Here is a 10,273-nt window from a genome sequence, read left to right as displayed (position 1 = left end):
CGCCGGCCCCGCCGGTCTCTGCGGCGGCTCCCGGCGCGTTTCCCGGGCCACCGTGCGCTGTGCCCGGAGGGCTTCCCGGGCCACCGTGCGCTGCCGCTCCCGATACGCCTGGCCCATGCGCTGCCGATGCGCCTGACCCATGCGCTCCCGATGCGCCCGGCTCATCCGATACGCCCGCCCCGTCTCCGCCCCGATCGCGTCGCGGCAGGGGAGGGCGGGCCGTTGGTGCCGCGGTCCGTGCTGACGGTGCCGGCAGGTCGGACGGTGTGGAGGGAGTGGAGGGAGCAGACGGTGTGGAGGGGGCGGATGGTGCGGACGGTGATGAAGGGGCGGAGCCGGGGGGAGTTCCGGACGGGGTGGGTGCGTGTGAAGTGGTGGTTGGTGGGGGCGGGACCGTTACCACGGCTGCGGTCAGGGCGAGCAGGGCGAGGGCCTGGGCGGTGGTGCCGAAGGCGCCGGTGTGTTCGGCGACGGGGTGGCCCGCGCCGAGGGCCGCGGTGATGCCGGCGCCCAGCATTGCCGCGAAGGCGAGGGGGGCCAGCACGTGCGGCCGGTAGCGGGCCGCCACGGCCAGGAGCGGCACGATCACCGCGTACGGTCCGGCCGCCAGGGCGACCACCGCGGTCAGGGCGAGGGTGCCGAGGGCCCAGGAGGGGGCGGGGGGTGGTTCCGGGGCGGGTGGCGGGGTGCGCGGGGTGCGGCGGACGAGGGCGGCGGCGACGAGCAGGGCGACGCCCAGTACACCGCCGATGAGGCCGAGGTCGTAGAAGGTGGCCGGGGTGTAGGTGAGTTCGACGGTGCCGCCGGCGCCGGCCGGGACGAGGAACGCCTGTTGCCAGCCGTCCACGCGCAGTGGGGTCAGCGGGTGGCCGTTGAGGGTGGCGTGCCAGCCGTCGTTGGCGTTCTCGTGCATCTGGAGGTAGGCGGCCCGGCCGGCGCCGATGGTGACGGTGCGGTGGTCGCCCGTCCACTTGTCGGCGGAGACCGGACGCGCGGCAGCGGAGTCGGGAGCGGAAGAGGGGGCAGTAGACGGGGCGGTGGAAGGCGCGCTGGTAGGGGCGTTGCCGACCCCGCCCGTCTCCCCCCGTTGCAGCACCACGTCCGTCAGGGACAGCGGTCCCTGGTCGCCGGCTTCCACCCGGTGGCGGCCGGAGGGGAGGAGGAGACGGCCGTCGGGGGCCTCGTCGGCGCAGAGTTGGACGGTGATGGGGCGGCGGTCGGTGAGGTCGCGGACGTAGCCGCTGGCCTTGGTGGCGTGCAGCACGCCGTCGACGGCGAGCATCGGGCCCTGGCCGCAGGCGAGGGAGAAGCGTTTGCCGGGGTCGGGGCGTGGGGTGCGGTAGGAGTCGAGGGCCGGGATGTAGATCTCGCTGAGGCCGACCGGGAGTTGCAGCGGCTGGCCGGCGACGGGGTTGTTGAGGGTGAGTTCCTTGACCTTGCTGATGGTGATGTCGAGGCGGTCGGTGGTGATCGGGTCGAAGCGGGCCAGGCCGTTCTCGTCGACGCCCGCGGTGGCCGCCCCGTAGGGGGAGTTGATCAGGATCTGTTCGGGGCGGGTGGAGATGCCGCCGGCCGCGGCCAGCACCATCCGGTCGATCTTCTTCTTGCCGGGCCAGCGCAGGTGGACGGTGGGTTTGTCGCCGGCGATCCAGGCGGTGGTCAGGTCGCCGTCGACGAGGTTGCGGGGGCTGAGGGACTGTCCGAAGCCGAAGCTGGTGGAGTCGGCGGTGGCGGTGATGCGGTCCTTCTGGTCGGGGGCGATGCGGTCCAGCAGGTGGTCGAGTTCGGGGCCGGGGACGGCCAGTGCCTTGCCGGTGACGGTGTACGAGGCGCTGCGGCCGGTGTGGAACTGGCGGTGGAGTCCGACCTCGGCGGAGACCGGGGACAGGCCGCCGGGGTCGCTGCCCCGGTGGAGGGAGACGGTCTGTGCGGGGGAGTCGGATGCGGTGGCGTCGGTGGGGAGTTGGAGGAGCCGGGTGACCTGGACGCCGGGGATGGAGATCTCGGAGAAGCCGGCGCCGGAGAGTCCGGCGCGCGGGATCTGCGAGCCGAGGATGGTGAGTTTGAGCCAGGTCGCCTTCCCGGGTGGGGCGGCGATCCGCTGGCGGGTGCCGTCGGGGCGGAGCGGGCTGTCGGTGCTGCCGCGGTCGGTCTGGATGCGTACGGAGGTGGGGGCGGCGCGCAGGCCGTCGCCGGGGAGGGGGGTGACGGAGAGGGCGGTGGGGATGTCGGTGGGTTGGGTGAAGGCGATGCGGATCCACTGGCCCACGGGGTTGCCGGCGCTGCCCTCGGCCCAGGCGGTGTCCGGGTTGCCGTCGAAGGCGTTGACCGGGTCGTACTGGGGCAGGTGGAAGAGCCAGTTGCCGCTGGTGGAGGCGGTGACGGAGGCGGCGCCGCGGAGGACGGCGGTGGTCTGGTGCGCGATGCCGGTGGTGGGCAGGATCTGCCGGGGCGGCCGGCCGGGGTCCTGGACGCTGTCGGGGTGGTTCCGCTCGTCGGCGGTGTAGGTGTACGAGGTGTTGCTGTTGACGAGGCCGAAGCGGGTGTCGGCGCGGCGCAGGCCGTCGGCGGTCAGTTGGAGCGGTGGGGTGCCGAGGCCGGGGTGGCGGTCGCCGGTGAGGACGGTGGGCCGGTTGCGGAGGGCGGGGTCGGCGGAGAGCTGGAGCAGGGATTCGGGGCCGCCGCTGAGCTGTGCGGTGCCGGCGACGGCCCGGGCGGTGACCGGGCCGGGTTCGGGGATGCCCTGGGGCCGGTAGATCTCGACGGAGCGCTGGCGCGGGTAGAGGCCCTGGATCTGCACGGGGGCCTCGGCGGGGATCCGGCCGCTGGTCGTCAGCGGGCCGAACGCGGCGACCTTGCGGTAGCCGGACGCCTCCAGGGTGCGGGTGACGGTCCGCGGGGGGACGTAGCCGATCTGGTCGGGGTCGAGGTCGTTGCGTACCACCACGTCGTGGATGCCGGCACGGTCCAAGTAGTCGCGCAGGCCCGGGACTTCGGCGCCGGTGAGGAGGGCCTGCTCGACGGCGTCCAGGGCGCGGCGGGAGCCGGGGGTGCCGAAGGGGACGAAGTCGCGCTGTGCCCAGGGGGATCGGGCGAGGACGTCGAGGGGTTCGTCGATGGGGGAGCCCCAGGTGTAGATGCCGTGGGCGGTGGCGGGGACGACCAGGGCGCGGCTGTGCGGGGTGTGGGCGGCCAGCCAGTTGGCGGTCTGTTTCCAGTAGGCGGGCAGGTGGCTGAAGGCGCCGGGCTGGAGGACCGTGCCGGTCAGGTAGGGCAGGGCGAGTGCGGGCAGGAGGAGCAGTGCGGCGACGGCCGGGAGGGCGCGGTGGCCGGGGAGTGCGCGGGCGCGGCGGCGTTCGGGGCCGGTTCGGCGGGCGGTGCCCAGCAGGTGGGCGAGGCCCAGGGTGAGCGCCAGGGCGAGGCCGGGGGTGAACTTGTAGATGTTGCGGAACGGGCGGAGCCAGCCGTTCAGCCAGTCCTGCCAGAGTCCGTGGGCGGGGCCGCCGAGCGGGCCGCCGTAGCCGGCGAGGGCGATCAGGGCGACGGTCAGGGTGGTCAGCAGCAGCCAGCGGCGTTCGGGCAGGTCGCGGCGGGCCAGGCCGGCGAGGCCGAGGGCGGCGGCGAGTGCCGAGCCGAGGACGGCGAGGGCGTTGGCGGTCAGGGTCCAGCCGGCCGGCAGCCAGGGTTTGCCGAAGTTGAGGTAGCCGACCCAGTTGCCGGCGCCGCGCAGCATCTCGGTGGCGGACATGGTGCCGGTGGTGGTGTCGGCCTGCTCGATGAACGGCATGAAGTTCTCGCCGTGGATGCCCAGCAGGAGCAGCGGGACCACCCACCAGACGGTGGCCAGGACGACGCCGGGCAGCCACCGGGCGAGCAGGGCGCGGCGGCGCGGCCCGGTCCGGGACAGCAGGTACAGGAGGGCGGGCAGCAGGCCGGCGAGGGTGGAGGCGGCGTTGACGCCGCCCATGAAGGGGATCGCCAGTGCCGAGCGGGTGGCCGCGGTCCGGGCGCCGGCGCGCGGGTCGGTGAGCGGCAGCAGGACCCAGGGCAGCAGTGCGCCGGGCAGGGCGGCGGCGGAGGTGGAGCCGATGACGAGGGTGAAGGTCGGCCACAGGGCGTAGCAGGCCGCGGCCAGGAGCCGGGTGGGCGGGGTGCCGAAGCGGAGCCGTTCGGCGAGCCGTGACGCGCCCCAGAACGCGGCGGTGACGATCAGCGACATCCACAGCCGTTCGGCGAGCCAGACGGGCAGGTGGACGAGGTGGGTCAGGCCGTAGTAGGGGAGGGTGGGGAAGGCGTAGCCGAAGTACTGGTCGGCGATGCCGCCGAAGCCGGCGCGGTCGTGCCAGAGTTGGCCGAGGTCGCCGAGGAACGCCCAGGGGTCGGTGGTCACCCCGAGCTTGGTCTCGAAGGTCATCTTGCCGGGCGCGGGGGCCAGGAAGCCGACGAGGACGACGGCCCAGAAGGCGAACAGCCAGCGCCGGCGCCGGGGTTCGCCGGGCGGCGGGGCGGCGGCGGTGGACGGGGTGCCGCCGGCGTCCGGTGAGCCCGGTGACAGGGACATCTTCAGCGTCTGGGTCATGGCAACCGCCGGAGGATGAGGAGGAGGTTCCAGGTGGCGATCTCGCGGACGCCCGGGAGGCGGGGGATGGCCTCGGCGAGGAAGGGGGCGTAGCGGGAGCGGGCGGTGACGACGGCGACGTCGTCCCGGGCGCGTACCTGGCGCAGGGTGCGGCCGATGTGGACGGCGAAGAGGTTCTCGCCGAGGGTGTGTTTGGCGGGCCGGCCGGTGCGCCGCCGGTAGCGCGTACGGGCCCGTTCGGCGCCCAGGTAGTGCCAGGGCGCGGTCTCGTGGCCGCCCCAGGGGGACAGCCAGTTGGTGAACGCCAGGTAGATCAGGCCGCCGGGGCGGGTGACCCGGACCAGTTCGCTGAGGAAGGTCTGCGGGTCGGCGACGTGTTCCAGGACGTTGGAGGAGAAGCAGACGTCGGCGGCGCCGTCGGTCAGCGGCAGCAGGTAGCCGTCGGCGACCACCGCTCCTTCGGGTGCGGGCCCGCGCGCGGTGAGTTCGGCGGTGTCGGGCTCGAAGAGGTAGCCGTGGGCGCCGCGGCGGCGGAACTCCTCGGTGAAGTGGCCGCTGCCGCCGCCGACGTCGCAGACCACCGCGCCGGTCAGCGGTACGTACCGTTCGACCTGGTCGGCGGCGTCGCGGGCGAGCAGTCGGTAGCAGTGCTCCGGTTCGGTCTGCTCGCGCAGGAAGGCGCGGAAGAGGGTGTAGGACCTGCGCAGCGAGGGGTCGCGCACGGCGGGCCTCACCGTCCGGGCAGGGTGTGCAGGACCGCCTCCGCGGCGACCGCCCGGAAGCTGCGGACGGTGCGGCTCCATCGGAAGCGGGCGGCGCGCTGGGCCGCGGCCAGGCCGAGGGCGTGCCGCCGCCGGGCGCTGAGCGCGAGGGTGCACCAGTGCGCGGCGAACGCGCTCTCGCCGCGCGCCAGCAGGCCGGTGACCCCGTCCTCGACGGAGTCCCGCAGCCCGGGGATGTCGAAGCCCACGGCGGGGGTGCGGCGCGCCGCGGCCTCCATCACCACCAGGCCCCAGCCCTCGACGACGGAGGGGTGCAGCAGCAGCCAGGCGGAGCACAGCAGTTGGTGCTTGCGCTGTTCGGAGATCCGCCCGGTGAAGGTGACGGCCGGGCCGGCCAGGGCCGCCAGCCGGTCGCGTTCCGGTCCGTCGCCGACGATCACCAGCCGGCCGCCGGTCACCGGCCGCACCCGTTCCCACAGCCGCAGCAGCAGGTCGATCCGCTTGTACTCGACGAGCCGCCCCATGGCCAGGAACAGCGGCTCGGGGGATTCGGGGGCGAGCGGCCCCGGTTCCGCGACGCCGTTGTGGACCAGCCGGATCCGGTCCGGGGCGACGCCCAGGGTGTGCAGTGCGGACGCGGTGGAGCCGGAGACGGCGACCATCAGATTGCGGCGGTGGGTGCCGGCCAGCGCCCAGTGCTCCAGGCGGCGGCCGAGCCGGGCCGCGGGCGCCGGGTAGCGCATCCCCCACAGGTCGGTGTGGACGTGGTTGACCAGGCACAGCGTCGGGCCGCGGTGCCACAGCGGCGCCAGGTACGGCATGCCGTTGCAGACCTCGACGAGCAGGTCGCAGGGCCCGACGCGGCGCGCCAACTGGCGTGGTGCGCGCAGGAAGTGGGCGGCGTCGCCGCCCGCGGACACCACCCGGTAGCCGCGTTCGCCGGCGGGTCCGCCGCACAGCAGGGTGACGTCGTGGCCGTATGCGGTGAGTCCGTCGGCGATCCGGTCCACCAGGAGTTCGGAGCCGCCGGCGGCGGGGTTGCCCAGGTCGCGGCGGGCCAGGAAGACGATCCGGCGGGGGCGCGGAGGCGCGTCGGCGGCCGGGGCGGGTGCGGGGGGTGCGAGCGGGCCCGGAGCGGGGGGAGCGGCGGGTCGGGCGGGGGAGGCGGGGACATGCTGGGGCATGTGCGATCCAACTCGTCTCAGGGTGCGGTACCAGCGGTGGGGGACGTACTGCGTGCTGAGTCGTGCGGGTCGTGCAGCGTGTGGGAGGCACAGTTTTCGCCGACGGACCGGCGGCGGCTACTCACCGGGATGACAAAATCCGGTCCGATCCAGGCCGCCCGTTCATCACTTCGCCCAGATCCGGCCACCCGGCCGTCGGCCCCGTACGACCAGCAGTCCGCCGGCCAGCGCGAGCACCCCGCCGGCGACCGCCGCGCCCGCCGGCAGCGTCCGGCTCACCAGCGCCAGCTTGCCGCTCTCCGCCCTCGCCAGCCCGACCTGGGCGCGCTGCGTGGCGGGGGTGAACTCCAGGTCGTGGCCGCGCAGCAGGGTGACCGCGTCGTGCCGGGAGCCGGGCGCCCGCAGTGTTTTCCGCGGGGAGATCGACGCGTCGATGATCCGGCCGGTGCGCCGGTCGGCGACCAGGGTGATCCCGGAGTTGGCGTACCACTCCTCGGCCTGGATCTGGCCCTGCTGCGGGCGCCCGACCAGCCGTCCGGGCACCTGGCGGCTGCCGGTGCGGGTGGCCGGCACGGTCCCGGTGAAGCGGTAGCCGGGGTAGCCCTGCACCCGGGTCGTGCCGGCGAAGCGGAGCGGGACGGCGGCGCCGAGTGTGTCGTCCCACCAGCGGTAGGTCTTCTTCCGCACGTCGAAGGGGAACTTGAGGTAGGCGTCCCCGTCGTAGCGGGTGGGGGCCTCGCCGCAGCAGTGCACCGGGGCGTTGCTGCGCCGGTCGGTGACCCAGCGTCCGGTGGTCCACTGGAACGCCCGGCGCGGGTCCTTCAGGGCCAGCGTCGGCGGGGTGTCGACCGTCGTGGACACGTCCCACACCGCCCGCCCGCTCTTCTCGCTCGCCGCGACATCGCCCAGCACATGCCGGGTGATGGTGATCCGCTGCCCGTTCCTGGTGGTCAGCGAGCCGGTGTCGAAGTAGCTGCCGGTGCCGGTGAAGACGGTGGTGGCGTCGACGTCGACCGGGGTGAGTGCGGCCCGCGGCGTGACGTACCGGACCAGCAGCGGGGCCAGGACCAGCAGGAACACCCCGGCGCCCAGGAGGGCCAGCGACAGCGGCGAGGCGGTGCGGGGGGCGGCGGTGGACGCCGCGGGGTTGCCGGATTCACGCATACGGGCACTCCTGGAAGCGGTGAGGGGAACACGCCCTGGTGCACGTGCGGCGCCGCGACCCGGCGCCATGGGGCGGGAACGTAAGCGAACCCTTGACAGCGCGTCAATGCCCTTCCACACTCGGCAGGCACCCCGACCGAAGGGGCGCCGCGCTTGTGGGAACGCGTCGCCGCCGCCGGTCGTCCGAGCCGTGAGCCGCCCCCTGAGGGCCGCTGTGGCGCGGGCCGTGCGCCCGTGTCGTGCCGCGCCGTGTGCCGCACCGTGCCTCCTCACCGACGCACTCCCGCTTCGGCTGCCGACGAAGGGATCGCCGCGCCATGCACCGAACGCTCGCCGCCGCACTGACCGCGCTGGCCGCCGCCGCCCTGGCCGTCGGCGCCGCCCTGGGCATCGTCGCCGCCCTGGAGACCACCCCCGAGCAGCCGAACGTGCCGCTGGTGACGTTCGACCGGGCCGGCGGATAGGCGGTGCGGTGTGCTGACGAAGGCCGGCCGTGCCGGGGAGGAGCGCGGGCCGCGGACCGGGTCCCGTCACGTGGCGGCGGGCCCCGGGGTCCGTCCGGTGGGTCAGGGTCGGAAAGGCCCCGGCACCGCCGGCGAGCGGGGGACGCCGGGCAGGGCCGCGCCGTGGTGACCACCGTCCGCTCGGCGTGGCGGGAGGTACCGCCCCATCAGGTACGGCGGTTCGCCGCCCTGGCGAGGGAGGAGGTGCCCGCGCTCGCCCAGGACATCCTCCGCGAGATCCGCCGGGAGTACCCCCAACTCCCGCTGATCCCCGATGAGTTCGGGGAGCCGCGGGCGCTGGTGGGGATCCGGCAGTCGCTGGAGCACTTCGTGGCCCATATGGCCGTCGGCCTGGACCGCCCGCACGTCCACCCGCGCGTCTTCCAGGAGTTCGGCCGCGGCGAGGGCATGCAGGGCCGCAGCCTGGACGTCCTCCAGGCGATCTACCGGCTCGGCGTCCGGCTCGCCTGGCGGCGGCTCGCCGAGATCGGCCAGCAGGTCGCCATCCCGGCCCCAGCGATGTACGAGCTCGCCGAGTCCGGTTTCGAGTACCTCGACGGCCTGGTCGCCGAGTCCGTCCGCGGCTACGCGGAGGCCGCCGCCCGCCAGGCGGGGGAGCGGCTGCGGCTGCAACGCCGCCTGATGGAGCAGCTGTTCGCCGACGCGCCCCCGGTTCACGGCCGCGGCCGTGGGTACCGGCGGCCCGGCGGCCCCGCCCCCCGGCACGGCCTGGCGGCCCTGCCCGTCGGCGGCTTTCCCCCGGTCCCGCCGGCTCCCCCGAGTGCGGTGCCGCTCGCCGAGTGCGCGGCCCGGATCGGCTGGTCGCTGCCCGAACGGGTCGCGGTGGCGGTGCTGTTGCGCCCCGCCCGGGACGCGGTGGCGCCCGCCGTGGCCGACGGTGTGCTGCTCGACATGGAGTGCGAACGGCCCCGGATGGTGGTGCCGGAACCGGACGCGCCCGGCCGCCGGGAACTCCTCGCCCGGGCGGCGGCCGGCTGGTCGGGCGCCATCGGCCCCGCCGTGCCGCTGCCCGACGCCGCCAAGTCGCTGCGCTGGGCCGCCTCCGCGGTCGACCTGATGGAGCGCGGACTGCTGCCCACCGGCGAGCTGCTCCAGTGCACCGAGCACACCGAGGCACTGGTCCTGCTGCCGCCCGAGGAGCTGATCGAGGACCTCACCCGGCGTCGACTCGCCCCCCTGGAGCGGTGCGGCCCCACCCACGGCCGGCGCCTCGCGGAGACCCTGCTGGCCTGGTTGGAGACCCGCGGCGGCGCCCCCGAGGTCGCCGCCCGGCTCGGCGTCCACCCGCAGACCGTGCGCTACCGGCTGCGCCAGATACGGGAGTTGTGGGGCGCGGACGTCGACGACCCGGACCGCCGCTTCGAACTGGAGCTGGTGCTGCGGGCCCGGCGCCTGCGCGGCGAACTCGGCTGACCCGGCGTCCCACCGGCCCCGCCCCGCGGCTATTTCCCCCGCTCGATCAGCATCCCCACCCCGTCCAGCAGCCGCGCCAGCCCGAACTCGAAGATGGTGTCCAGGGTCACCGCGTCCCCCGGGGCCCCGTCGACCCCCGCGTACATGGGGTACGCACCGGACCGCAGGATGCTCTCGAACGCCGGCTCCATGGCCGCCATCCACTGGCCCTGGTCCATCCCGGTCTCCTGCTCCGCCTCCAGGTCGTCCTCGAACCCGGCGGCGGTGGCCCGCACATGGTTCAGCAGCGTCACCGCCATGTGGATCAGCGTCAGCGGGTCCACCCCCTCGACCCGCGCCATGGTCCACTCGATCAGTGCCATCGCCCGCGGCATCGGCTGCGGCCGGCTGATCGACAGGTACTGCGGCAGCCACGGGTGCCGCTGGTAGAGCGCCCACTGGAGCCGCGCACCCGCCTCCATCCGCTCCCGCCAGCCCGTCGGGGCCGGCTCCGGAAGCCGTACGCCGGCGAACGCCGCGTCCGCCATCAGCAGCACCAGCTCGTCCTTGTTGGCCACATGCCGGTAGAGCGCCATCGAGGACACCCCGAACTCGGCCGCCACCCGGCGCATCGACAGCGCGCGCAGCCCCTCCGCGTCGGCGACCTTGATCCCGGCCCGCACCACCCGCTCACGGCTCAGCCCGCCG

At 75.0% G+C, this 10,273-nt stretch carries 7 protein-coding genes; 2 read left to right on the top strand and 5 right to left on the bottom strand.

The genetic code is table 11. The annotated features are described in order from the left end of the window. From RZ84_RS11330 to RZ84_RS11315, 4 genes are all read right to left on the bottom strand, one after another. On the bottom strand, positions 1-4,579 hold a 4,579-nt coding region (locus RZ84_RS11330), incomplete at its 3' end, for an alpha-(1->3)-arabinofuranosyltransferase domain-containing protein (RefSeq protein WP_241777662.1). Then, on the bottom strand, positions 4,576-5,301 hold the full coding sequence (locus RZ84_RS11325; protein ID WP_043264219.1) for a class I SAM-dependent methyltransferase: 726 nt from the start codon (positions 5,299-5,301) through the stop codon (positions 4,576-4,578). The genes RZ84_RS11330 and RZ84_RS11325, both read right to left, overlap by 4 nt. An 8-nt stretch (positions 5,302-5,309) precedes the next feature. After that, on the bottom strand, positions 5,310-6,485 hold the full coding sequence (locus RZ84_RS11320) for a glycosyltransferase family 4 protein (protein WP_043264218.1): 1,176 nt from the start codon (positions 6,483-6,485) through the stop codon (positions 5,310-5,312). Positions 6,486-6,650: 165 nt separating this feature from the next. After that, positions 6,651-7,649 carry a cell envelope lipid trafficking protein PgfA gene (locus tag RZ84_RS11315; RefSeq protein WP_052229882.1) on the bottom strand — a complete coding sequence of 333 codons (999 nt, stop codon included), beginning with the start codon at positions 7,647-7,649 and terminating at the stop codon, positions 6,651-6,653. Positions 7,650-7,966: 317 nt separating this feature from the next. Here RZ84_RS11315 and RZ84_RS39650 point away from each other — a divergent pair, with 317 nt between their 5' ends. Then, complete coding sequence (locus RZ84_RS39650) at positions 7,967-8,113, top strand: hypothetical protein (RefSeq protein ID WP_198539969.1); 147 nt, start codon at positions 7,967-7,969, stop codon at positions 8,111-8,113. A 162-nt stretch (positions 8,114-8,275) separates the two neighbouring features. Next, on the top strand, positions 8,276-9,586 hold the full coding sequence (locus RZ84_RS11310) for a PucR-like N-terminal domain-containing protein (protein ID WP_043264217.1): 1,311 nt from the start codon (positions 8,276-8,278) through the stop codon (positions 9,584-9,586). 29 nt (positions 9,587-9,615) lie between these two features. Here the strand turns inward: RZ84_RS11310 and RZ84_RS11305 are convergent. Beyond that, positions 9,616-10,273 (bottom strand): TetR/AcrR family transcriptional regulator (locus RZ84_RS11305; protein ID WP_241777661.1); only part of this gene is annotated, 658 nt, incomplete at its 5' end.

It is taken from the genome of Streptomyces sp. CT34, assembly GCF_000805335.1.
Classification (GTDB): Bacteria; Actinomycetota; Actinomycetes; order Streptomycetales; family Streptomycetaceae; genus Streptomyces.
This window is presented reverse-complemented; position numbering and strand designations above follow the sequence as displayed.

Bases quoted from the DNA above. Each gene is read 5' to 3' on its own strand.
- RZ84_RS11320 (WP_043264218.1), bottom strand. From the start codon at position 6,485: ATGCCCCAGCATGTCCCCGCCTCCCCCGCCCGACCCGCCGCTCCCCCC.
- RZ84_RS11315 (WP_052229882.1), bottom strand. From the start codon at position 7,649: ATGCGTGAATCCGGCAACCCCGCGGCGTCCACCGCCGCCCCCCGCACC.
- RZ84_RS39650 (WP_198539969.1), top strand. From the start codon at position 7,967: ATGCACCGAACGCTCGCCGCCGCACTGACCGCGCTGGCCGCCGCCGCC.